The sequence below is a fragment of the Ruegeria sp. D6 genome, from assembly GCF_056534365.1.
Genome location: NZ_JBQFPH010000005.1, coordinates 106194 through 127147, shown reverse-complemented (window position 1 = coordinate 127147; position 20954 = coordinate 106194). Strand labels below are relative to the sequence as shown.

The window sequence follows — 20954 nt, the reverse complement described above, 5'->3', positions numbered from 1 at the left end:
CTGCCTAAGGTGAAGGCGCGGCCTTCGCCAACAACTCTTTGACTTTGTCATCCTGATTGATTTGCAACCGAACCGGTAGGGTCAGAACTTTGCTGCGGAAAGTGGCGGGCAGGCGCACGGCGTCTTTCTCGGTTGTCACCAGTTGCGCGCCCAGTGCTTTGGCCTCGTTCTCAAGCCGCGTCATCAGCGCTGAAGTCAGTGGTTGGTGATCATCCAGTGCCTCGGCCCGCAGCAGTTTCGCGCCTTGCTGTCGCAGAGTTCCAAAGAACTTATCCGGATAGCCTATGCCCGCAAAAGCCAGAACCGGTGTATTGTTCCAGTCCATTCCGGTTTGGAGCGGACACACCTCGCCGGTGGCGTGTGGGACCGTCAGGGCAGGTTCCCATCTTTCTGAAAATGTTGACTGCGCTGCGGCGTCCCCAAGCGACAACACGAGAGCAGCACGTTTCAATCCAACGGCCACGGGCTCTCGCAGTGGACCAGCAGGAAGGCAAAGGCCATTGCCAAATCCGAGCCGCGCATCCACCACGATGATGGAAAAATCCTTGGCAACTGCGGGGTTCTGAAAACCGTCGTCCAGCACGATCGCGGTCGCCCCTGCCGCTGCGGCTGCCTGCGCGCCCGCTGCACGATCTTTGGCGACCCAGACCTCGGCAAACGCGGCGAGCAACAGGGGTTCATCCCCGACCTGAGCCGCTGTGTGTTTGCGCGGGTCGACCTGCACCGGGCCTTCCAGCGAGCCACCATGGCCTTTGGTCACGACATGAGGTTGATGCCAGGTATCCCTCAAATATTCCAAAACCCAGATCACCGTCGGTGTCTTCCCTGTGCCACCGGCATTCAGGTTGCCAACGCAGATAACCGGTACGCCCGGCGAGATGCCTTGCCCGCTCGCCACGCGACGGGCGGTTGCAGCGGCATAGAGGCGACCAAGCGGCGCCAACAGCCTGGCGCGCAGATCCAACCGATCAGGGGCTGAGTTCCAGAAGTCAGGTGCCCGCATCGTCACGCCCTCGACGGTCCAGTGCATCCTGTACCATATCGATCAGTTGGTCCGCCTGTGGAGCCCCTTCGGTGACAATCCGCCATCCGGCCAATGCCATGTCTGCTGTGCGGTCAGGTGCCAACAATTCGACAACGCCATCGCCCAACTCTGTTGCGGTTCGTATCTTCAACGCGGCTTTTGCCTGCCCCAATCTGTCATAGAGACTGCGATGCTTGCTGACATGAGGCCCATGGATTACCGCAGATCCCAAGGCGACTGCGGTCAGAGGGTCGTGCCCCCGCGCCCCGCGTTCCAGTGAACTTCCCATGAAGGTAACTGCGGATACACGATGCCAAAGGCCCAGATCCTCGGGCTCGGCTGTTAGAATCACTTGTGTGGTGTCTTCGATTGGATGGCCTTCATCCCAATTGGCGCATCGAAGATCCATCGCTTCGAGGCGTTTAAACAAGGGCGCTGACTCGGACATATCCGCCACATGCAGGACCAAAGCCAGACGTGGCAGCATCCGCAAGGCCTGACGATGGGCCGTCAGAACCGAGATGAATTCCTTGTCCTGAACCCATGCGGCCAGCCAAACCGGGCGCCCGGCCATTGTGTGAGTGGTTTCGATCAATTCATCTTCGGGCCAGGGCTCTGGGTTGGGGCTGATATGAAGTGGTGGCGCGACCGAGATTTTTGCCGAGTTCACTCCCAGGCGTCGGATTTGGCGTGCGCTGTCATCATTGGGCGCAAGTATCGCTGTAAAGCAATCCAGCGTGTATCGCGTGATATCAGGTAGCCAACGTCCACCTCTTGCGGTTTTCACGTCGACCACAGCCTCAAGCAAAATTAGCGGAATGCCCCGCTCCTGTGCGCGTGTTATGACATTGGGCATCAGCCCACCGCCAAACCACAGCCCCATATCAGGGCGCCAGTGATCCAAGAACGTGCGCGCCGCGCCGGTATGCTCGGCGGGCAGCATTGTGATCGGGGTATCGCAATCTTCCCAGTCCTTCAGATCAACATCGGGTGGGGCGGTCAGCAACAGCGAAAGTCCCGGTCGCACAGACAGCAGCCGACGGCAAATATTGTCGACGGCCCGCAACCGATCGGGTGTACTGACATGGACCCACAGAAGTTCACCTTCCGGGCGCGCAATCTCGGGGTGGCCCGTGCTTTGCGGGACGCCCCAGGACAGGACCCGATAGGCCGCAAGGCTCAGAGATCGCGGCTTGCTCATGCCGGAATTCCGGCCCCATTCGGGTCAAGCCGGGCCTGAAGGTCCGAATGCACCGCTGAACCTGCCGCCACCACGCCGTTCAGGCGCGGGTGGGTATTGTTGAAGCGCAGAGGTTGCCCCAAACGATCGGTACAGAGCCCGCCTGCCTCGCGCAGGATCAGATCTCCGGCGGCGATATCCCATTCCCAACTGGGTCGCAACGTCAGCATCCCGTCAAACCGTCCCTGCGCAACCAGCGCCATCCGGTAAGCCAGGGACGGGCGGTATACACGGCGAAAGTCAGGGGCAGCACCGGATTGCCAGTGGCGCGGATCTAGATTGGGTTTTGCCGCCAAAATCTCGGCTTCGGGCAGGTGTGCTTGACCTGAAACTTGGATGGCAGTGCCATTCAACGTTGCACCTTGCCCCTTTGCAGCCGCATAAAGCAGATCACGTAAGGGCAGGTAGATGACGGCTGCCGTGACCTCACCGTTCTCGGTTACGGCCAGCGAATGGGCCCATGTGCGCGACCCCTCGGCAAAACTGCGGGTGCCGTCGATAGGATCAATGACAAAGACTCGATCACGGGCCAGACGGTCGGGGGAATCCTCGGTCTCTTCACTCAGCCAGCCATAATCCGGGCGGGCCGCCTGCAGATCACGTTCTAGCATCGCGTTGACGGCCAGATCGGCCTCGGTCACCGGGCCTGCGCCTTCGGGTTTATCCCAGCGCTGGGCATCAGGACCCGAATAGCGCGTGGCGATCTTTCCGGCCTCAAGCGCAGCGTCGATCAGCAGGGGCAGGTCAGTTGCCGGCAAGTGTCATCCCTTCGATCAACAGCGAGGGTACAACGCGCGATAGGTAAGGCCGCGCATCGTTTGCCGGAATGATTCGCATCAGCATGTCGCGAAGATTGCCAGCGATGGTACACTCATTGACGGGATGGGTGATCTCGCCGTTCTCAACCCAAAATCCCGAAGCGCCGCGTGAATAGTCGCCGGTATTCGGATTGATGGTCGATCCGATCATCGAAGTGACCAAAAGCCCGGTACCCATGTCGCGCAACAACTCGGCGCGGGTCTTCTCGCCTTGCGTCAGGCTCAGGTTCCAATTGCTGGGCGACGGCGGCCCGGATACGCCGCGCGCTGCGTTGCCGGTCGAGGTCATTCCCAATTTGCGGGCGCTGGACAGGTCTAACGTCCAACCGGTCAGAACGCCATCTTCAACGATCGTCCTGCGCCGTGTTGCCAGCCCTTCGGCATCGAACGGGCGCGAGCCCGAAATGCGCGGGCGATGCGGGTCTTCAATCAAAGACAAATGTGCCGGTAGAACCTGTTGCCCAAGGCTTTCCTTCAGCCACGAGGCCCCGCGGGCTATCGCCGCACCATTGCTGGCGGCCAGCAGATGGCCGATCAGGGATGATGAAATCCGTTCGTCGAACACCACCGGAAAACTGCCGGTCTGGGGCTTGCGTGCTCCCACGATTTGAACCGCACGTTCACCAGCCGTGCGACCAATCTCGGCGGGGCTGCGCAGGTCAGACTGAAAAGTCCGGCTGTCACCGTCATAGTCACGCTCCATTCCCGTCCCTTCGCCGGAAATGGCGACGCATGAGGTTGAACGGCTGCTGCGCATGTAGCCATCCGAAAAGCCGTTTGTTGCGGCAAGATGGACCCGGTGGGTAACATAGGCGGCCGCAGCGTCGGACACCTGTGAGACTCCCGCAACGTCCAGCGCTGCTGCCTCTGCCGCCAGCGCATCCTGCATCAGAGCTTCAGCGCTGGGTTCAGGGGCTGGGTCAAACAGCTCCAGCTCGTCGATATTACAGTCGGCGACCAATTGGTCAGGCGCGGCCAAGCCGGTGAACGGATCTTCGGGCGCTTCCCGTGCCATGGCCACGGCGCGCTCGGCCATCGCGGAAAGCGTATCGGGGCGACTATCCGAACTGGATACGATTGCCTGCTGTTTGCCAAGGAAGACCCTCAGCCCCAGATCGGTCGCTTCCGATCGTTCGGCATGTTCCAATGCACCACTACGTACTTCCACAGAAACGGATGAGCCATCAATTACTATGGCATCCGCTGCCTCGGCACCTGCCTTGCGGGCTGCATTCAGCAGCTCTTCACTGATTGTTTGAGGTGTTCGCGTCATGAGGCCTCCGGTCTTGTTGTTCTGGACCTAGCCTCGGATAGCCTGTCCCGCAAGGCCTGCAGCCCACTGGCTTTATGTGCCTCGGGCGGGAAAGGCCAGCGCCGCGGCCTTTCCCGATTTGTTTGTCACTTGATACGCTGACCGTTGGCCAGAATCTGTCCATCCTCGGTAAACTCGATTTTCGAGTTCAACGTGTCCGGTTCTTCGCCCGGAACAGCCATCAGACCCATCATCATACGCGCGCCCAGCGCGTCGTTTTCCGACACAAAGCCCATGCCGATCAGCTTGTCCAGCAGAGCGTTGGCCCCAACAAGTTTCAAGTTGGCGACACCCGACGGGGCAGGCAGGCCATCAAACTCTTCCGTGTTGGAGTTGTCGAACGCAAAGTCGCCATCACCGCTCAATTGGGCTCCGACCAATGATACGAGAAGCTTGTTGATCTTCAGCGAATGCAGTTCGCCCGGAACGATATCAGATGTCTCAAGCTCTTCGACGGCTTCCGGGTCCATGAAATCGACCAAAACTTTGGCGGTGCCGGTTGCATCCATCGCGATGGTCGCCGGATCGCGCGGCAGCGCACTAGCAGGGTCGAACATGCTCCACAACACGTCGGACATGGTGAAATCCGTCAGGTTCATGCCAAATCCAAATGGCTGGATTTCTTCCGAGGCCTGCACCGGAAGCTCGAATTTCAGCCCTGCATTTGCCATCGCGATTTCGATTGGAAAAGGCAGATCCGACGTAGTGACGGCTAGTTTGGTGCTGTTCTGCGCAAGATCGTAGACAAGGCGCTGTGCATCGATGCTGCCGGTAAAGCTGCCTCCTTCGGAACTGCTGCTGAGCGAGAATGGCTCACCCTCGGCAGTGCCTGCCATTTCGGTGCTGCCCGAGGCGTATGTGAATGTACCTGAAGCGGCGAACCCGGCCTTGTAGATGTCTTCAATGTTGGCGACATCCATACCGGGTGGAATGATTGTATCGCCATCAAATTTCAAACCATCTAATTTACCGCTGATCCGGCCCGTGTCTTCACTTTCGGGCTCGTTGAAGGCCACATCATAGGACAGGCTGCTGGCCGTGAACTGCTGCGCGATATCGCGCATCTCGCCGATCTGCATCTGCGATGTGCCTGCGATTTCGTTCATCTGAACGTTCAAGGCAAACATGTCGCTGGATACGGTTTCGCCATCAAACTCCATCGAGTCCATCGACAGAGTCAGGCTGTTCGCCGTATAGTCATATGTCATGTTTTCGGGGGTACCCGAAACGACCATTTCCAAGGCGTCGTGAGCGTACATCAGATCAGCCGAAAATGTCTCGCCCTCGGCTTCACCCGAAATTGTCATCGGGAAGCTGGCAGGAAAGCCGATATTGACTGTACCGTCGCCATTTTCGGTCAACGTCATCTCGGGGATGACCATGTCGAAGGTGCCTTCGGTGTCCGGAATGGCCATGGCCATCGTCATGTTCGCGATGGTGGTGACGTTGCCGGAAACGCTCTGATCGCCAGTGACGTCATAGCCCATGCCGCCCAGATAAGCCTGCCAATCGGCCCAGACATCATTGGCGGTAACATCTGCAAACGCGCCGTTGGTTGCAACAGCATAGGCCAAAGCTGCACCGCAGCTACGGCGAAGGAAAACAGTCATAAGAGAACCCTTCTTGATCAATTTGCCGGCATGGTCGTGCCTGTAGCGGCCAGCGTCAAGGGGGAAGGGGTGGACCAATTCCCCATTTGCAGGGTACGAGTTAAGACAATTTCAAATGCAGGGATTTAAACGATGCATATGCAAGGGAAAACGGTACTGATCACAGGGGCAAGCCGAGGCATCGGAGCGGAAGCCGGGCGCGTTTTTGCCGCAGCTGGGGCCAATGTGGCCTTGGTCGCACGCAGCCGCGATCAGATTGACGCTCTGGCTGCGGCATTGGGTGAAAATGCCATGGCGCTGGCCTGCGACGTCAGCGATTTTTCCCAGGTCGAACAGACAGTTGCCGATTGCATCGACCGGTTCGGCAAGCTGGATGTGCTAATCGGGAACGCGGGCGTCATTGATCCGATCTTTCATCTTTCGAATGCCGACACCCGGGCCTGGAGCCAAGCAATCGACATCAACTTGAAGGGTGTCTTTTACGGAATGCGTGCCGTCCTGCCCATCATGCGGGCAGCAGGCGGCGGGACCGTTCTGACAGTCTCGTCCGGTGCCGCGTCGAACCCGGTCGAAGCCTGGAGCCACTATTGCGCATCAAAAGCCGGGGCCAAGATGCTGACCGAATGCCTGCATCTGGAAGAGGCGCATCACGGTATTCGCGCAATGGGCCTGTCCCCGGGAACTGTGGCCACAGATATGCAGCGGGTGATCAAGGCCAGCGGAATCAATCCAGTAAGTCAGCTGGATTGGGACGATCACATCCCCGCAGACTGGCCCGCGCGGGCGTTGATGTGGATGTGCTCGGCAGATGCGGATGAGTTCTTGGGGACCGAAATATCGCTGCGCAACGAAGACATCCGAAAAAGGGTCGGGCTGACGTGATCGAACTGACACAGGATAATGGGTTGTGGACCGTCACGTTGAACAATCCGGACAAGGCCAATGCGCTGACCTCAGCGATGCTAAGCGAATTGGTTCGCATCGCAGAGGCGGCAACCGAGGCACGTGCATTGATCCTGACGGGGGCGGGCCGGGTCTTCAGTGCGGGCGCCGATCTTGAAGAAGCGCGGGCGGGCCTTGCGACCTCCGATCTTTGGGAGAGGTTGTCGGGTGCCATTGCCGCCTTGCCCTGTCTGACGGTGGCCGCGCTCAACGGCACTTTGGCCGGTGGAGCCAACGGTATGGTGCTGGCCTGTGACCTGCGTATCGCAGTGCCCTCGGCCAAGTTCTTTTACCCGGTCATGAAGCTGGGATTCTTGCCGCAGCCCTCGGATCCCAAGCGGATGGCAGAGTTGATCGGTCCGGCCAGAACCCGGCTTATACTGATGGCTGGACAGAAGATTTCTGCAGAAGAAGCCTGTAGCTTTGGGCTGGTTGATCGGGTGGTTGAGCCCGAACATTTGATACCAACTGCACAAGAGCTTGTGGCCGACAGCCTGTCCGCAGATCCGTCGGTTGCTGCGCGCATAGCCGGATTGTGCCCATGAGGTTGGCCGCGCTCCGATTGCGGGTGGCGGACCCGGATGCTTTGGCGGCGTTTTATCGTGATGCGCTTGGCATGTCTGTCAGGGTTGAAGGCGCCAATCGTCGTCTTGGATATTCCAGTCAGGATGCCGATCTGTTGCTGATGCCGGGCGGCGGGGGCTACCGCCATGATCCGGGGCAGCGGTATTGGAAGATCGGGATCACGTTGCCGGATGTTGATCTTGCCGCAGAACACCTGCGCCAGAAGGGTATCCCGGTCAGCGCGCCGCGGCAGTTTCTGGATATCGGCTATATGTGCCATCTGAATGACCCCGAAGGGTTTGCCATCGAACTGCTGCAGCAGGTTTTCGAGGGCAACCGACCGGTTGATGCTACAAGCCCGGACGCCCCCTTCGCGAAGGCCCGTATCGGCCAGATCACTTTGCGAACCGGCGATATTGCCGCCGAAGATGCGTTTTGCCGATCCATGGGACTGTCATTGCTGTCTTTGCAGGATGTCGAACCTCACGGGTTCGATCTGCATTTCTATGCGTTCACCGCAGAGGAGCCTCCCAACCCCGATCTCTGGGCGGTTGAGAATCGCGAATGGCTGTGGAAGCGTACTTATACCACGTTGGAATACCAACACATCCCAAATGCCCGGTTTGCACCGGTGCCGGATTACCTTGGGATCGAAATTGAAGGGCTGGCTGACCCGAAAAAGGATGCATTCGGTGATCCCTGGCTTCCTGCCTGATCATCGCCCGCGTCGTTTGCCAGGCACTTTTGAGCGAAACCCCGGCGGGCGTTTGCGCACCCACATCAGAAACTTCTCAAGCCTCGGATGTTTGCGCAGTGCATCGACAGTGTGGAAGTCACGCGCCAGTTCGGCCTCGGTCAGTGTCGCGTGGATCTCTTTGTGGCATATCTGATGCAATAAAACGGTGGGCCCGCCCTTGCCTCCCTTAAGCTTTGGGATCAGATGGTGCAGGCTTCCACCACCTTCGGGGATCGGACGGTTGCAGAGCGGGCAGATCGGATCGGAATTTGCCATGACCTAACTTCGCGCTGATGCGTGTACAGGGCAAGAGGGACACAATGGCGCAAACCATGGTCATCGGAGCAGGGCCAGCGGGGCTAATGGCCGCCGAACAGCTTGCCGCCGCCGGGCACGAGGTTGTAGTGGCCGAAGCCATGCCGTCTGTCGCGCGTAAATTCCTGATGGCGGGGAAGTCCGGCCTGAACCTGACCAAGGATGAGCCTTTTGACATGCTTATGGGCGCATACGGGGATGCAAAGGATTGGTTGCATCCGATGATACAAGCGTTTGACGCACAGGCGGCGAAGGCTTGGGCCGGTGATCTTGGGCAAGAGATGTTCACGGGCTCCACCGGGCGGGTGTTTCCGAAAGTCATGAAGGCCTCACCCTTGCTGCGGGCCTGGCTGGCCAGATTGGATCAGGCCGGTGTTCAGATCAGGACACGCTGGCGCTGGCAGGGATGGCAAGGTGGCGCGTTGGTTTTTGAGACGCCAGATGGCATGCAGTTTTGCTCGCCCGGCGCGACGGTTTTGGCATTAGGGGGTGCCAGCTGGGCGCGGTTGGGTTCGGATGGGGCTTGGGCCCAATGGCTTGCGGACAGCGGAGTTGATCTAACACCGTTTGCACCGGCTAACGCCGCTCTGTCAGTCGATTGGAGCCCCTATATGCAGCCACATTTTGGCGCGGCGCTCAAATCGGTGCGGTGGATGGCGGGCGATCTGGATAGCCGTGGTGAGGCCACTATTTCCGCAAAAGGCCTGGAAGGTGGCGGTATGTATGCCCTGACCCCTGCGCTGCGGACGGGGGCGCCGCTGTTTGTTGATCTGGTCCCGGATGTGACGGTTGAAGGGATGCAGGCGCGATTGGACGCGAAGAAATCAAAGGCAACGCTTTCGCATTGGTTGAAGAATGGTCTGCGTCTGTCTCCGCAAAAGATCGCTTTGTTCCACGAAATGACTAAGGGCCGCGCATTGAAGCAAACGCAATGGATCGGTGCGCTGAAAAACCTGCCCATCCGTTACGCTGGACTACGTCCGATGGATGAGGCGATTTCGACCGCTGGCGGGGTAGCATCGGGTGCCGTGGATAGCGGTTTGATGCTGACTGCATGTCCGGGCGTTTTTTGCGCGGGCGAGATGCTGGATTGGGAAGCCCCAACCGGTGGTTATCTTCTGACCGCCTGTCTGGCGACGGGACGTTGGGCCGGTCAGTCGGCGGCAACGTGGTTGGCGCGCTAGGCCTTAACCCGATCGGGCCAGCATCGCCAGACGGATCATGGCACGCTCTACCAGTGCCATTGCAGGTGCGGTTTGACCTGCCGAGCGCAAGGATAGGTCCGTATCTGTAAGGACGGTTAAAGCGGTCTGCAGCTTGGGCGCCCCCCATCCCTGAGCTTGCCTCAGGATCCGGTCACGTCGTTTGCCATAGACCGGAGGGCGCAGCTTGCCGATTCCCTGCGCCGCGCCTCCAGGGTCGGATGCGCAGGCATAGAGCGTTCGGAAATGCCGCGTCGCCCCAATACACAAGGTGACCCCGTTGGTGCCCTGCGCCTGCAGGCGTCGGATCAGGGGGCCGATTTCCTGTGCCCGGCCCTCGGCAACGACGTTCAATACATCATCCAGCGCCGCCTCGGTCGACCGCGGCGCACAGGCTTCAATGTCTTCAATCGTCAGTTCACCGGCGTCACCGCGTTTGTAAAGCGACAGTTTCTCAACTGATTGAGTGAAATCACCAGGGCTGAGCGCCATTGCAAGTTCGCTAAGCGCCGACATCGAATCGCGCGGAATATTCTTCAATCCGGCTTGCGCCAGAATGCGCTCCACCTCGGCACGCGAGGGCGGGTCATCGTAGATGCCAACAGCGTATGCGGCAGGGTTCGCTTCGAATGCTTTACGGATCTTCGAGCTGGGTTTGAGCTGCCCGCCCGTCACGATGATCTGTGCATCGCCATGATCCCAGTCTTCAAGGGCTGTGAGAATCGCAGGCGCTGCGACATCGGTGGCGTCTTCAACAAACACCGCGCGGGGACCGGGGAAAAATCCGACAGCCTTGACCGCGTCCAGCAACAGGGCCGGATCGCTGCGTAGATCGCTTCCGGGAATGCGGGTCAGGCGCATTTCCTCTTCGGCGCCAGGTCCCAGCAAAGCCGCCAGCACCTGTTGACGCTTCAACGCAACGCGCATCGCGTCCGCCCCGTAGATCAGCAATCCGGCTTTGTCCGCGTCCGGCTTGGAAAAATACCCTTCAGCCTCACGCGGGCTCAACTTCATGTGGACAGGCCCGGCGTGGCGTAAAGGCGGTTCACGATCTGATCGGCTAGAATCACCATCAGCCGCTCGGTCGCATCACGCTCATCGGCCAGCGTCGACACAGTTGAGCCCGCAGCAGAATAACCGACAAATTCGGTAACGTTGCCCGAGGCGATGATTTGCCCGGTCGCATTGGATTTCAGCGCGTAAGTCGCATTCCCGTCGATCGTATAGCGATTAGTTTCATTCGCTGTGGTAATCGAGGCCCTGCGGGTGACCGTCGATACCCCGACATCTAGCTTGTATTCGTTGCCCGAGGTCGCGCTTCGACCTAATTTACGTTCCAGGTTTTGGACCAGCAGAAAGCTTTCGACGGTATTCGGCGCTGACACCTCGACCTTGCCATCCAAGGCCGAGCCTGATCCTCCGGGCGCATAGACCGGCTCGAACCCGCAAGCGGCGAGCGCCAGCGGCATCAATAACAGGGTTCTGCGATCAAACGACGACATTAACGATCCGGCCCGGAACAACGATCACTTTCTTCGGTGCAGCGCCATCCAGCGCCTTTTGCACAGCTTCGGTGCTGAGGGCGATTTTTTCAACCTCTGCTTTATCCAGATCTTTGGCTACGCTGATCTCGGCCCGACGCTTGCCGTTGATCTGAATCGGCAGGGTTATGGTGTCATCGATCAGCATCGTCTCATCCGCGATGGGCCAAGGCGCGGTTGCAACCAGGCCTTCTCCGCCCAGCATCTGCCAAAGTTCTTCGGACAAGTGTGGCGTCATCGGCGACATCAGCTGCGCCAATGTCTTGGCTGCCTCGCGCTTGACTGCAGAGCCCGCTTTGGATTTGGCAAGCGTGTTGGTGAATGCATAAAGCTTTGCGATAGATGCATTAAAGCCAAAGGATTCGACCCCGCCCGATACGTCATGAATGGCTTTGTGCATCTCACGTAGCAGCGTTTCGTCATCTGCTGTGGCCGGCAAGTCCGATTCTGCGATTTCTGCGGCGATGCGGTGCACGCGGCTGAGATGTTTGAACGCGGCTTCGGCGCCCGACGCGGTCCATTCCACGTCGCGCTCAGGTGGGGAGTCGGACAGAACAAACCAGCGCGCAGTATCCGCACCAAAGGCCGAGATGATGCTGACCGGATCGACGACGTTCTTTTTCGACTTGGACATTTTGGCTGAGGGGATGATTTCAACCTCGGTGCCGTCGGTCAGCTTGCCGTCGGTCACGTCTTCGGGCAGGTGATAGACCGGGCGACCGTTGGCGTCGCGTGTCTGATAAATTTCATGAGTCACCATGCCTTGAGTAAACAGCGCGTTGAACGGCTCAATCGCTTTCTTCGGCAAATGACCAGTGATGTTCATCGCCCGTGCGAAGAAGCGCGAATAGAGCAGGTGCAGAATCGCATGCTCGATCCCACCGATATATTGGTCGACATTCATCCAATACTCGGCTTCGGCAAGATCGGTGGGTGTTTCAGCGCGCGGGGCGGTGAAACGGGCGAAGTACCACGACGAATCGACAAACGTGTCCATCGTGTCAGTTTCCCGCTTGGCTGGAGCGCCGCAGGAAGGGCAAGGGGTGTCGCGCCAGCTGGGGTGGCGGTCCAGCGGGTTGCCGGGGATCGAAAAATCTATGGGTTTGCTGTTGCCGTCATCATAAGGCAGCTCGATCGGCAGATTATCTTTCTTCTCGGGGACCGTGCCGCATTGATCACAATGCACAACAGGAATCGGGCAGCCCCAATAGCGCTGGCGGCTGAGCCCCCAATCGCGCAGGCGGTATTTGGTAACACCTTCACCCCAACCGGCCTTTTCGGCGAAATCAACGGTGGCATTGATGGCCTCGTCACCCGTTGCCTCGGTGAGACCCGCAAAATGATTCACCCAGCGGACTTTCTCGGTTTTTGGTGGAACAAACGCGATCTTGTCGACCGGAGTGTCATCATCCAGTGCAAAGAATGTGTCGACCACAGGCAGGCCGTATTTGCGACAGAAATCGAGGTCACGTTGATCATGAGCTGGGCAGGCAAAAATGGCGCCGGTGCCATAGTCCATTAGGATAAAGTTGGCGATCCAAACCGGCAGCTCCCAGCTGGGGTCGAGTGGATGTTTTACACGTATGCCGGTGTCATAACCCAGCTTTTCGGCGGTTTCGATCGCCTCTTCGGTGGTGCCGCCCTTGCGGCATTCGGCAACGAATTCAGCGACTTTCGGGTTTTCTGCCTCAAGCTGCTTGGCAATCGGATGATCGGGCGAGATGCCAACAAACGACGCGCCCATCAGCGTATCGGGCCGTGTCGTGTAGACGGTGATCGGCTCACCTCCATCAGTGCGTTCGAACCCGAATTGCAGGCCACGGGACTTGCCGATCCAGTTCTCTTGCATCAGGCGCACCTTGGCGGGCCAGTTATCCAGCGTATCCAGCGCGTCGAGCAGTTCCTCGGAATAATCGGAAATCTTGAAAAACCACTGAGTCAACTCGCGACGCTCAACCAAGGCGCCTGAACGCCAACCACGGCCGTTTTCTACCTGTTCGTTGGCCAAAACGGTCATATCGACTGGGTCCCAGTTCACCACGGCGTTCTTGCGATAAACCAGACCGGCCTCGAGCATATCCAGGAACAAAGCCTGCTGCTGGCCGTAGTATTCCGGATCACAGGTGGCGAATTCACGAGACCAGTCGATCGACAGGCCCAGCGGCTTCATCTGTCCGCGCATGTCGGCGATATTGCCGTAGGTCCAATCTTTGGGGTGGCCACCACTGGCCATTGCGGCGTTTTCCGCAGGCATCCCGAACGCGTCCCAGCCCATCGGGTGCAGCACGTTATGACCGGTTGCGAGCTTGTGGCGGGCGATCACATCACCCATCGTGTAGTTGCGTACATGCCCCATGTGGATACGGCCAGACGGGTAGGGGAACATCTCAAGCACATAGTATTTCGGCTTGTCCGCCTTGTGATTGGCGGTGAAGATTCCGGCCTTGTCCCAGGCCTCCTGCCATTTTGCTTCGATTTCGTTGGCCGAGTAGCGCGACATCATGCGGTCCTTCGTGAATGAAAACGCCGGGTAGGAACCCGGCGTGGTAATAGTGTGATTTTTGTCGGGTTTCTAGAACTTGTTGTCCGCAATGCGTAGCTGACGCGCGCGAGACAGGATCGCATCTTCGACGGCGCGCGACGTTGCAGCGCTGACCGGAGAACCGCCACTGGTCTGAAGAGCTACGGACAAAGAACGCGCTTCCAAAGCGGGATCACTGATGTGAACTGTCGCGCGATAGGAACGCCCGCCGCCGGGCGGTGTGCCATAACCCGTTACGATCACTCCGGTAAACGGATCGACCTCTTGGATCGGCAAGAAATTCAGTACATCCAGCGATGCGGCCCACAGATAGCGATTTACCTGAGTGACCTGCTCTGAGGTGTTCGGGCCGAATACGTCCCAGATCGTCGAACGATTCGGGTCATTCAGTTCGCGTTCCTCTGTCGAGCTGCCATCAGCGGTCAACACACTTGCATCGCCAGGCGGTGGCCCTCCGCAGGCTGATAAGGCAGCCGTTACCATGATCAAACCTGGAATCGTAATACGGCGCATCGTTGGAAGGTCCCGTGTCACTTGTTTTGCTCTGTCGAGTGATACTCCTAGACAAGGACCCGTACAGCAACAACCCTATTCTTTTATGATCGACTCGCGCGAACCGCACGATCCGTTGAATTCGACTGTGGCATCCTTGCACCAATTTGGGCCGAATGACGTCTTTGCGTTTATGCCAAGCTTGCGCAACGGGGGCAAAAAAAGCGAAACGGTGTCCGTGCTGAGACGCGTGCTTTGCATGTGTCGAGTAGAAAATCTTTGAAACCGAGGGAAACAAGATGAAAAAAGTTCTCTTCGCAACGACCGCACTGATTGCAACCGCAAGTGTTGCAGCGGCCGAAGTAAAGTTCAGCGGTTACGGCCGCTTTGGTCTGGGATACCTGGAAGACCGTACAGGTACCGTTGACGCAATTGGTGGTGGTGAAGCGACCGGCGTAGAAACCGACGAAACCATCCTGGTCTCGCGCTTCCGTCTGAACATCGACGGAATCGTTGAAACTGACGGTGGCGTTCGCTTTGAAGGCCGTGTTCGTCTGCAGGCAGACGAAGATGCCGGCAACGGCGAAGCAAACTCCGCTGGCCTGAACGGCGCACGCTTCTCGGTCATCTTCGGTGGTCTGCGTGTTGACGCCGGTAACGTAGCCGGTTCGTTCGACAACTTGGCAAACTACTACGGTAACGAGCCTGGCCTGGAAAGCTTCATTGGTCAGTACTCGGGCGTCGACTATGACTTCCTGGCGTATTCGTCGACCGGTTCGGGCGCAAACGCTGTGTTCTTCCAGTACGCAGTTGGCGACTTCGCCTTCGGCGCGTCGTATGACCAGCGCACATTTGCTGACGAAGCTGTTGCGGGTGCGGACACTGATGATGCAGACCGCTGGGACATCAGCGCGACCTACACCTTCGGTAACGTGACTGCCGCTCTGGCCTACGGTCAGACCAGCGGTCTGGGCGACGCCGACAAGCAGAGCCTGACCGTTCTGACCCTGGGCGCAGAATTCGGTGACTTCTCCGGTACTCTGTTCGTCGCAGACGATGACGTTGCAAACGATGACCGCAACGGCACCGCATACGGTCTGTCGGCAGCCTACAACCTGGGCGCGGCAACCACTCTGACCTTCGCTTACGGTGACGGTTCGGCAGACGACGATCTGCAGCAGTACGGCATCGGTGCCATCTACGACCTGGGTGGCGGTGCATCGCTGCGCGGTGGTATCGGCAACCAGAAGCGTGGCGACGGCGACAGCCAGCTGCGTGCCGACTTTGGTGCTCAGTTCAACTTCTAAGTTGATCTGAACCACAAGGTTCAAGGGCAGGTCTTCGGACCTGCCCTTTTCTTTTGCCGCCACATGGTGTTTTGCTGCTGCAAACGCAGAATGAGGGACCCATGTCGCTGCAAGAGATCACCGATCGAATAGCCAAAGCTGAATCTGCGGCAGGACGCGCCGAAGGCTCGGTGCAATTAATCGCGGTTTCCAAGGTGCAACCTAATGACCGGGTCGAAGCCGTGTTGAAGCAGGGCCACCGGTGTTTCGGAGAAAACCGTGTGCAGGAAGCCGCTGGCAAATGGCCTGCATTTCGCGAGAGTTTTCCGGACATCGATCTGCATCTGATCGGTCCATTGCAAACAAACAAGGCACGGCAGGCGATTGAGCTTTGCAATGCCATCCATTCAGTTGATCGACCAAAGCTCGCCAAAACATTGGCGCGATTGGCGCAAGAGATGGGTAAGTGCCCTGATCTTTTTATACAGATCAACACAGGCGAAGAGGATCAGAAAGCCGGTACTCTTCCACAAGATGCTGATGCGTTCATTGCTGAGTGCCGCAGCCTGGACCTGCCCGTCCGAGGTTTGATGTGCATTCCACCGGTTGAAGAAGAACCCGCGTTGCACTTCGCGTTATTGGCAAAAATCGCAGAGCGGAATGGGCTGAAGGGTTTGTCGATGGGAATGAGCAGTGATTTTGAATCGGCAATCGCCTTGGGTGCCACACACGTCCGTGTTGGGTCTGCCATTTTCGGGGCGCGGGTTAAGCCTCAGGGATGATAAGCCGTGTGCCCGGCGTGATTTTTTGGGCAATCCAACGTAGGTGGTCGCGCCTGAATGCGATGCAGCCTTCGGTCGGAAACCGTGGGCGTCGCCATTGATGCAGGAAGATGGCCGATCCCCGGCTGGGTTCTGAATTGGGATAGTTCCAATCGGTTATCAAGATCAGGTCATAAAGCGGATCTGGGCGACGCAGTTTTTCGTGACTGAAATCATGAGGCGCCCGCACCAAATGGTTATACGCATCGTCCTCTACGTCGTCTGACCATAAATCGCGCGGTCCGATCGGTCGTGCCCAATGCGCCGGCCGTGGCATTCGGTCTGCGCGATAGAGCATACCCACAATGTGATGCACACCTGTTGGTGTTGTTCCGTCACCTTCCTGCTTGGTTGGGCTCAAGCCCCCTTTGCCTATAGCGCAGGGGAACAGGTGCCCGAGAAACCGAATGCCACGTGGTGTAAGAACCAGATCGCTTGGTGTCACAGCAGGTGGCCTGACTTTGCCGCTTTGGTCGCCAGATACGCGCGGTTGAAATCTGTTTCACCTACTTTCAACGGAACACGTTCGGTGACGGCGATACCTGTGCGTTCCATCATCGCGATTTTTGCAGGGTTGTTGGTCAGCAGACGGACCGAATTGAAGCCCAGCGATTTCAGGATATCCGAGCCGAGCCTGAAATCCCGTTCATCGTCTTCGAATCCAAGCCGGTGATTGGCCTCGACTGTGTCAAATCCCTGATCCTGAAGAAAATAGGCGCGCATTTTGTTGGCGAGCCCGATCCCACGTCCTTCCTGATTCAGATATAGCAGGACACCCGCACCCTCGTCCCCCATCTGGGCCAAGGCCCCGCGCAGTTGCGGGCCACAGTCACATTTCAGGCTGCCCATGAGATCGCCAGTAAAACAGGCCGAATGCAGCCGCGCGAGGACGGGCTTGTCGCGGTCGGGGCGACCGATTTCAACCGCGTAGTGTTCCTCTCCACCATCTTCGGGGCGGAATACATGCAGGCGCCCGGCCTCCGACACTTCCATCGGCAGGCGTGCGGCGACGACAGGGTGCAGAGCACTGCGATCTGTCAGATGTGGCGCGGCCCGGGCATGGTCAATGCAGGTCAGACCATGATCTGCCGCAAATTCGCGCCCGTCTTGAATAGGGGCGACGACGGCGGCCGGGAGCAAGTGCGCCGACTTGGCCAACGCAATAGCGATCCGGTGCAGATTTGCGCTGCCTTGCCGTTCGGTCATCAGCGGGCCCTTCATCGGGGCGTTCAGATCATCGGACGGGTCGGCCACCGCCTGCACCCAGCTCAGCCCAGCATCCGCCGGGATCATGACGCGAGCAAGATCGCCGTCATATGCACGCGCTTTAAGTGTTTCAGCGCGCCGAACCGTGATGGCGACAACGGGATCCCCGCCCAAGCCGCGCAAATCGGCCAACCTTTGCGGGCTCAGGGTCTCGGTGGCGAATGCGAGTACTCCAAATCCCAGTTCGTCGGTCAGAACAACGGGAACACCCATACGCAGGTCAGCCCGCGCCCGTGCCAGCAATTCGGTGATGTCGGGAGTGAGACTCATGCAGTTTACCTTGAAACGATCAGACCCTGTCCTACCCCGATCACTGGAAAATGTGAAACATTTCCTCGGCGTCAGACACGAGGGCGTGAGACGACTGCAGTAAATCTTGCTGATTGCATTCTTCATACGCAAGTGATGGAAAAGGCTTAGGAGGACCGTACATGGCTCAGCTCAAGAAAATCCTGCTGGTGGATGACGACGAAGACCTGCGCGAAGCGCTCAGTGAGCAACTTGTCATGACCGAAGACTTTGACGTGTTCGAGGCGTCCGATGGCGCGTCGGCAATGGAACGCGCGCGCGAAGCAATTTACGATCTGGTGATTCTGGATGTCGGCCTGCCGGATACCGATGGCCGTGAGCTGTGTCGCCTGATGCGCAAGCAGGGCGTCAAAAGCCCGGTGCTGATGCTGACTGGGCACGACAGCGATGCTGACACGATCCTGGGCCTTGATGCTGGCGCTAATGATTATGTCAGCAAGCCTTTTAAATTTCCGGTTCTTCTGGCCCGGATTCGGGCCCAACTGCGCCAGCATGAACAATCCGAGGATGCGGTCTTTGTTCTGGGGCCCTACACCTTCAAACCGGCCATGAAGATGCTGATGACCGAAGATGATCGCAAGATCCGCCTGACCGAGAAAGAGACTAACATTCTCAAGTTCCTCTATCGATCAACTGACGGCGTCGTTGCACGTGATGTTCTTTTGCATGAGGTCTGGGGTTACAACGCAGGCGTTACAACGCACACGCTTGAAACCCATATCTATCGTCTGCGTCAGAAGATTGAACCCGACCCGTCGAATGCGCGCCTTTTGGTCACAGAATCGGGCGGATATCGCCTTGTTGCTTGACTAATGGTGGATTGACTTGGATCAAAGTGATACTCTGTAGGTATCTTTAGATTACTCCCAACCCGCGCATGTCCGGGTTATGACATGCACCTCCCTGTTGGACTGCCGGGCCTGATGGCCCGGCTTTTTTTGTAAGGTGCAACTGTATCGTGCAGGGCGATATCGGCACCGGGCATCCGATTTCATTCAATGAAATCGGACCGGAAACTTTGCAAGTTTCCGTAACCGCCGGGTCAGGCAACATTGCTTTGTTTTTCGATGGCACCTCGCTTAGCGCCGCGCTAACCTGCGGCAACTTCGACAAAGGAACCCCCGGATATGCCCTTCACCCTTGCCACATGGAACATCAATTCGGTCCGCCTGCGCGAGCCTATCGTTCTGAAATTGCTGCAGGAAGAGGCACCGGATGTGCTGTGTCTACAGGAATGCAAATCGCCGGTCGACAAAATCCCGACCGAAGGGTTCGCCGAGCTGGGCTATACGCATATGATTGCGCGGGGCCAGAAGGGGTATAACGGCGTCGCCATACTGTCGCGCCTTCCGCTTGAGGAAGTAGGGGATAAGGATTTCGCGGGTCTGGGTCATGCGCGACACATTGCGGGGCGGTTGGAGAATGGCGTGACCATTCATAATTTCTATGTCCCCGCTGGGGGCGACGTACCGGATCGCGAAGTGAACGAGAAGTTTGGCCAAAAGCTGGATTACCTCGCTGACATGCGCGATTGGTTCCGTGCGGAAAAGCCGAAAAAGTCCATTCTGGTGGGCGATCTGAATATTGCGCCCCGCGAAGATGATGTCTGGTCGCACAAGCAGTTGCTGAAGGTGGTTTCACATACGCCGATCGAGGTTGAAACGCTGGCCGAAACGCAGGATGCAGGTGGCTGGGTCGATATCACCCGGCAGGATATTCCCGAGGGCCAGCTATACAGCTGGTGGTCTTATCGGGCACGAGATTGGGATGCCGCCGACAAGGGACGCAGGCTGGATCATGTCTGGGCTACGCCCGATATCTCGAACGCGGGTCATTCCAGCCGCATTCTGCGCGACGCGCGCGGATGGGAAAAACCCAGTGATCATGCCCCGGTATTTGCCACGTTTGACGTCTGACCGAAGCAAATTCGCCGAACTCTCCCCTTGGTTTCTGCCGCATTGGACTGCATATAGGGCGCAAGTTCGAACCAGAGAGTATAAGCCATGGACCTTCTGAACGGCGCAGGCAGCCCCCAAGCCACTGATCTGATTAAAGACGGGACCGAGGCCACCTTCATGGCCGATGTGGTCGAAGCGTCACAAGAAACGCCGATCATCGTTGACTTCTGGGCGCCTTGGTGCGGCCCCTGCAAAACGCTGGGCCCGGCGTTGGAAGAGGCCGTGACCGCTGCCAAGGGTGCGGTCAAGATGGTCAAGATCAACGTGGACGAAGCGCAGATGATTGCAGGACAACTGCGCATCCAGTCGATTCCGATGGTCTATGCATTTCACAAAGGCCAACCGATCGACGGGTTTCAGGGCGCTTTGCCAGGGTCCGAGATCAAGGCCTTCATAGATCGTGTGATCGAAGCCGCGGGCGGTGAAAGCCCGGGTGGTCAACTAGATGATGCTGTGCAAGCTGCCGAAGAAATGTTGATCGAGGGGGCCGCTGTAGACGCGGCACAGACCTTTGCCGCCATACTGGGTGAAGACCCCAATCACGCTGCCGCTTATGGCGGGTTGGTGCGCGCGCATATTGCATCGGGGGATCTGGATCAGGCTGAGGCGATCCTCAATGGCGCTCCTGCCGAGATTTCCACTTCACCCGAGGTTGAAGCGGCCCATGCGCAACTGGAATTGACCAAGCAGGCTGCAGATGCTGGTCCGGTAGGTGAGTTGACTGCAACAGTTGAGGCCGAGCCAGACAACCATCAAGCCCGTTTCGATCTGGCGCAGGCCCTGCATGCCAATGGTGATGTCGAAGAGGCAGTGGCTCAACTGTTGGAATTGTTCCGCCGCGATCGCGAGTGGAATGATGGGGCAGCAAAGGCGCAGCTCTTCACAATTTTCGATGCGCTCAAGCCCAATGACCCGATTGTTCTGAACGGGCGGCGCAAGCTCAGCTCGATGATATTTGCCTAATCCCCGATCAGAA

The 20954-nt window shown here is 58.2% G+C and carries 21 protein-coding genes; 9 read left to right on the top strand and 12 right to left on the bottom strand.

Annotated features, from left to right (window positions below):
- Positions 1-4: 4 nt before the first annotated feature.
- From lpxK to ACR0A1_RS16595, 5 genes are all read right to left on the bottom strand, one after another.
- The gene (gene lpxK, locus ACR0A1_RS16615; protein ID WP_170732541.1) at positions 5-1003 is read right to left on the bottom strand and encodes a tetraacyldisaccharide 4'-kinase; all 999 of its coding nucleotides are present in this window, start codon (positions 1001-1003) and stop codon (positions 5-7) included.
- The gene (locus ACR0A1_RS16610) at positions 990-2225 is read right to left on the bottom strand and encodes a 3-deoxy-D-manno-octulosonic acid transferase (protein ID WP_480868423.1); all 1236 of its coding nucleotides are present in this window, start codon (positions 2223-2225) and stop codon (positions 990-992) included. Before ACR0A1_RS16610 ends, lpxK begins: the two co-directional genes overlap by 14 nt.
- Positions 2222-3022, bottom strand: a complete 801-nt coding sequence (locus tag ACR0A1_RS16605; RefSeq protein ID WP_223117141.1) for a 3'(2'),5'-bisphosphate nucleotidase CysQ — start codon at positions 3020-3022, stop codon at positions 2222-2224. Before ACR0A1_RS16605 ends, ACR0A1_RS16610 begins: the two co-directional genes overlap by 4 nt.
- Complete coding sequence (locus ACR0A1_RS16600; RefSeq protein WP_480868421.1) at positions 3009-4355, bottom strand: TldD/PmbA family protein; 1347 nt, start codon at positions 4353-4355, stop codon at positions 3009-3011. The genes ACR0A1_RS16605 and ACR0A1_RS16600 overlap by 14 nt, the downstream gene beginning before the upstream one ends.
- A gap of 125 nt (positions 4356-4480) precedes the next feature.
- The gene (locus ACR0A1_RS16595; protein ID WP_480562299.1) at positions 4481-6004 is read right to left on the bottom strand and encodes a DUF2125 domain-containing protein; all 1524 of its coding nucleotides are present in this window, start codon (positions 6002-6004) and stop codon (positions 4481-4483) included.
- A gap of 132 nt (positions 6005-6136) precedes the next feature.
- Between ACR0A1_RS16595 and ACR0A1_RS16590 the strand changes: the two genes are divergently transcribed.
- From ACR0A1_RS16590 to ACR0A1_RS16580, 3 genes are read left to right on the top strand one after another with little or no spacing between them, the layout of a single operon-like run.
- Positions 6137-6886, top strand: coding sequence for an SDR family oxidoreductase (locus tag ACR0A1_RS16590; RefSeq protein ID WP_170398908.1), 750 nt, complete (start codon positions 6137-6139; stop codon positions 6884-6886).
- Positions 6883-7491 carry an enoyl-CoA hydratase/isomerase family protein gene (locus ACR0A1_RS16585; protein WP_170562309.1) on the top strand — a complete coding sequence of 203 codons (609 nt, stop codon included), beginning with the start codon at positions 6883-6885 and terminating at the stop codon, positions 7489-7491. Before ACR0A1_RS16590 ends, ACR0A1_RS16585 begins: the two co-directional genes overlap by 4 nt.
- The gene (locus ACR0A1_RS16580; RefSeq protein WP_480868419.1) at positions 7488-8225 is read left to right on the top strand and encodes a VOC family protein; all 738 of its coding nucleotides are present in this window, start codon (positions 7488-7490) and stop codon (positions 8223-8225) included. Before ACR0A1_RS16585 ends, ACR0A1_RS16580 begins: the two co-directional genes overlap by 4 nt.
- On the opposite strand, the gene ACR0A1_RS16575 is transcribed toward ACR0A1_RS16580, so the two are convergent.
- A complete protein-coding gene (locus ACR0A1_RS16575; protein ID WP_170398899.1) occupies positions 8226-8522 on the bottom strand; it encodes an HNH endonuclease in 297 nt (98 codons plus the stop codon).
- Between the two features lie 44 nt (positions 8523-8566).
- Here ACR0A1_RS16575 and ACR0A1_RS16570 point away from each other — a divergent pair, with 44 nt between their 5' ends.
- Positions 8567-9745, top strand: a complete 1179-nt coding sequence (locus tag ACR0A1_RS16570) for a TIGR03862 family flavoprotein (protein ID WP_480868417.1) — start codon at positions 8567-8569, stop codon at positions 9743-9745.
- Between the two features lie 3 nt (positions 9746-9748).
- Here ACR0A1_RS16570 and holA read toward each other — a convergent pair whose 3' ends face one another.
- From holA to ACR0A1_RS16550, 4 genes are all read right to left on the bottom strand, one after another.
- Positions 9749-10777: a DNA polymerase III subunit delta gene (holA, locus tag ACR0A1_RS16565; RefSeq protein WP_170636384.1), complete on the bottom strand. Its 1029-nt coding sequence runs from the start codon at positions 10775-10777 to the stop codon at positions 9749-9751.
- Positions 10774-11265: an LPS assembly lipoprotein LptE gene (lptE, locus tag ACR0A1_RS16560; RefSeq protein WP_170398890.1), complete on the bottom strand. Its 492-nt coding sequence runs from the start codon at positions 11263-11265 to the stop codon at positions 10774-10776. The genes holA and lptE overlap by 4 nt, the downstream gene beginning before the upstream one ends.
- Positions 11252-13804, bottom strand: a complete 2553-nt coding sequence (gene leuS / locus ACR0A1_RS16555; RefSeq protein WP_170398887.1) for a leucine--tRNA ligase — start codon at positions 13802-13804, stop codon at positions 11252-11254. Before leuS ends, lptE begins: the two co-directional genes overlap by 14 nt.
- A gap of 72 nt (positions 13805-13876) precedes the next feature.
- Entirely contained in the window at positions 13877-14359 is a 483-nt protein-coding gene (locus ACR0A1_RS16550) for a DUF3576 domain-containing protein (protein WP_170398884.1), read from the bottom strand.
- A 278-nt stretch (positions 14360-14637) separates the two neighbouring features.
- On the opposite strand from ACR0A1_RS16550, the gene ACR0A1_RS16545 reads away from it, so the two are divergent.
- Entirely contained in the window at positions 14638-15645 is a 1008-nt protein-coding gene (locus ACR0A1_RS16545; protein ID WP_170398881.1) for a porin, read from the top strand.
- A 101-nt stretch (positions 15646-15746) separates the two neighbouring features.
- The gene (locus ACR0A1_RS16540; protein WP_170736262.1) at positions 15747-16406 is read left to right on the top strand and encodes a YggS family pyridoxal phosphate-dependent enzyme; all 660 of its coding nucleotides are present in this window, start codon (positions 15747-15749) and stop codon (positions 16404-16406) included.
- Here ACR0A1_RS16540 and ACR0A1_RS16535 read toward each other — a convergent pair.
- Positions 16390-16890, bottom strand: a complete 501-nt coding sequence (locus tag ACR0A1_RS16535) for a L,D-transpeptidase family protein (protein WP_170406691.1) — start codon at positions 16888-16890, stop codon at positions 16390-16392. The genes ACR0A1_RS16540 and ACR0A1_RS16535 overlap by 17 nt on opposite strands.
- Entirely contained in the window at positions 16887-17981 is a 1095-nt protein-coding gene (ribA, locus tag ACR0A1_RS16530; RefSeq protein WP_170425856.1) for a GTP cyclohydrolase II, read from the bottom strand. Before ribA ends, ACR0A1_RS16535 begins: the two co-directional genes overlap by 4 nt.
- A 161-nt stretch (positions 17982-18142) precedes the next feature.
- On the opposite strand from ribA, the gene ACR0A1_RS16525 reads away from it, so the two are divergent.
- From ACR0A1_RS16525 to ACR0A1_RS16515, 3 genes are all read left to right on the top strand, one after another.
- Positions 18143-18829: a response regulator transcription factor gene (locus ACR0A1_RS16525; RefSeq protein WP_170398869.1), complete on the top strand. Its 687-nt coding sequence runs from the start codon at positions 18143-18145 to the stop codon at positions 18827-18829.
- Between the two features lie 318 nt (positions 18830-19147).
- Positions 19148-19936, top strand: a complete 789-nt coding sequence (locus ACR0A1_RS16520; RefSeq protein ID WP_170596801.1) for an exodeoxyribonuclease III — start codon at positions 19148-19150, stop codon at positions 19934-19936.
- An 87-nt stretch (positions 19937-20023) separates the two neighbouring features.
- Entirely contained in the window at positions 20024-20941 is a 918-nt protein-coding gene (locus ACR0A1_RS16515) for a tetratricopeptide repeat protein (RefSeq protein WP_480868413.1), read from the top strand.
- Positions 20942-20954 lie beyond the last annotated feature (13 nt).

Bases quoted from the DNA above. Each gene is read 5' to 3' on its own strand.
- lpxK (WP_170732541.1), bottom strand. From the start codon at position 1,003: ATGCGGGCACCTGACTTCTGGAACTCAGCCCCTGATCGGTTGGATCTG.
- ACR0A1_RS16610 (WP_480868423.1), bottom strand. From the start codon at position 2,225: ATGAGCAAGCCGCGATCTCTGAGCCTTGCGGCCTATCGGGTCCTGTCC.
- ACR0A1_RS16600 (WP_480868421.1), bottom strand. From the start codon at position 4,355: ATGACGCGAACACCTCAAACAATCAGTGAAGAGCTGCTGAATGCAGCC.
- ACR0A1_RS16595 (WP_480562299.1), bottom strand. From the start codon at position 6,004: ATGACTGTTTTCCTTCGCCGTAGCTGCGGTGCAGCTTTGGCCTATGCT.
- ACR0A1_RS16590 (WP_170398908.1), top strand. From the start codon at position 6,137: ATGCATATGCAAGGGAAAACGGTACTGATCACAGGGGCAAGCCGAGGC.
- ACR0A1_RS16580 (WP_480868419.1), top strand. From the start codon at position 7,488: ATGAGGTTGGCCGCGCTCCGATTGCGGGTGGCGGACCCGGATGCTTTG.
- ACR0A1_RS16575 (WP_170398899.1), bottom strand. From the start codon at position 8,522: ATGGCAAATTCCGATCCGATCTGCCCGCTCTGCAACCGTCCGATCCCC.
- ACR0A1_RS16570 (WP_480868417.1), top strand. From the start codon at position 8,567: ATGGCGCAAACCATGGTCATCGGAGCAGGGCCAGCGGGGCTAATGGCC.
- holA (WP_170636384.1), bottom strand. From the start codon at position 10,777: ATGAAGTTGAGCCCGCGTGAGGCTGAAGGGTATTTTTCCAAGCCGGAC.
- lptE (WP_170398890.1), bottom strand. From the start codon at position 11,265: ATGTCGTCGTTTGATCGCAGAACCCTGTTATTGATGCCGCTGGCGCTC.
- leuS (WP_170398887.1), bottom strand. From the start codon at position 13,804: ATGTCGCGCTACTCGGCCAACGAAATCGAAGCAAAATGGCAGGAGGCC.
- ACR0A1_RS16550 (WP_170398884.1), bottom strand. From the start codon at position 14,359: ATGCGCCGTATTACGATTCCAGGTTTGATCATGGTAACGGCTGCCTTA.
- ACR0A1_RS16545 (WP_170398881.1), top strand. From the start codon at position 14,638: ATGAAAAAAGTTCTCTTCGCAACGACCGCACTGATTGCAACCGCAAGT.
- ACR0A1_RS16540 (WP_170736262.1), top strand. From the start codon at position 15,747: ATGTCGCTGCAAGAGATCACCGATCGAATAGCCAAAGCTGAATCTGCG.
- ribA (WP_170425856.1), bottom strand. From the start codon at position 17,981: ATGAGTCTCACTCCCGACATCACCGAATTGCTGGCACGGGCGCGGGCT.
- ACR0A1_RS16525 (WP_170398869.1), top strand. From the start codon at position 18,143: ATGGCTCAGCTCAAGAAAATCCTGCTGGTGGATGACGACGAAGACCTG.
- ACR0A1_RS16520 (WP_170596801.1), top strand. From the start codon at position 19,148: ATGCCCTTCACCCTTGCCACATGGAACATCAATTCGGTCCGCCTGCGC.
- ACR0A1_RS16515 (WP_480868413.1), top strand. From the start codon at position 20,024: ATGGACCTTCTGAACGGCGCAGGCAGCCCCCAAGCCACTGATCTGATT.